The following is a 1,169-nucleotide window of genomic DNA, read 5'->3' as shown; positions in this document are numbered from 1 at the left end:
CGCGCCGGCAGTTGGTCGGCTTCGCCGCCGCCGAAGACGTTGCCGACCGCGCCGCGGCGCAGCAGCCAGGTGACGTGCGTGCCGGGGTGCCGTTCGGCGAGGTTCGTCAGTGCGACCAGGGCGGTGAGCGCGGAGTGCCCGCTGCCGGCCACGGCGATCCGCTTGCCCGCGTACCGTTCGGCCTCGCCGACGACGTCGGGCACGCGGTAGCCGATCCGGTCCGCCGCCTCCGGCTCGCCGACCGCGGGCAGTCCGTCGCCGCCGAGCGGGTTGGGCGCGCCCCAGGTGCCGGAGGCGTCGACGACGGCCCGTGCGGTGATCCGCCGGCCGCCTTCGACGTGCACGGTGAGCGGTTCGCTGTCGCGGCCGGCGTCCACGACGCGGTCCCGGCCGCGGCGGGCGACGCCGATGACGCGGGCGTTCACCCGGACGTGCTCGCCCAGCGCCTCGGCCAGCGGCACCAGGTACTGCGCCGCCCACTGCTCGCCGGTGGGGTAGGTCTCGCCGTCCGGGGCGGTCCACCCGGTGGGTTCCAGCAGTCGGCGGGCGGCGGGGTCGACGAGTTCCGACCACTGCGAGAACAGCCGCACGTGCCGCCACCGGGCCACCGCCGCGCCGGCCTGGGGGCCGGCTTCGAGTACCACGGGTCGCAGGCCGCGTTCGAGCAGGTGCGCCGCCGCCGCCAACCCGACCGGCCCCGCCCCGACCACGACCACCGGAAGCTCGTCCACGAGCCACCCCTTTTCATCGTCTGTCTTCGATCGAACAGGTGGGAATGTATCGAGTCTGCTCGATGGATGCAACCATCGGCGTTTGTCGATACTCTGGTGGGCATGACGACGACGCTGCCCGCGGTGGGCCTCGCCCCCGAGGACGCCTCCACCTATGCCGAGTGGTTCGCCTGCCTGGCCGACCCCACCCGCGTGCGCCTGCTGCACACCGTCGCCACCCACCCCGGCGAGATCACCGTGGGCGCGCTGACCGAGGCGGTCGGCGTCAGCCAGTCCACCTGCTCGCACCACCTGCGCAAACTCGCCGACGTCGGGTTCGTGCGGTTGCGCAAGGAGGGCACCGCGACCCTGGTGTCGGTCAACCCGGCGTGCTGCACGGGCCTGCCGCACGCCGCCGACGCCGTCATGGGCACCATCGTCACCCGCCCGTGCTGCCCG

2 protein-coding genes are annotated in these 1,169 nt (G+C 74.3%); one reads left to right on the top strand and one right to left on the bottom strand.

The features are described from left to right. A partial coding sequence (locus AB0I91_RS44625; RefSeq protein WP_499642341.1) for an FAD-dependent oxidoreductase occupies positions 1-731 on the bottom strand: 731 nt, incomplete at its 3' end. A gap of 102 nt (positions 732-833) precedes the next feature. Here AB0I91_RS44625 and AB0I91_RS44620 point away from each other — a divergent pair. Further along, positions 834-1,169: ArsR/SmtB family transcription factor (locus tag AB0I91_RS44620; protein ID WP_499642339.1), on the top strand; the 336-nt coding region annotated here is incomplete at its 3' end.

This window comes from Actinosynnema sp. NPDC049800 (assembly GCF_040656635.1).
In the GTDB taxonomy this organism is placed as follows: domain Bacteria; phylum Actinomycetota; class Actinomycetes; order Mycobacteriales; family Pseudonocardiaceae; genus Actinosynnema.
This window is presented reverse-complemented; position numbering and strand designations above follow the sequence as displayed.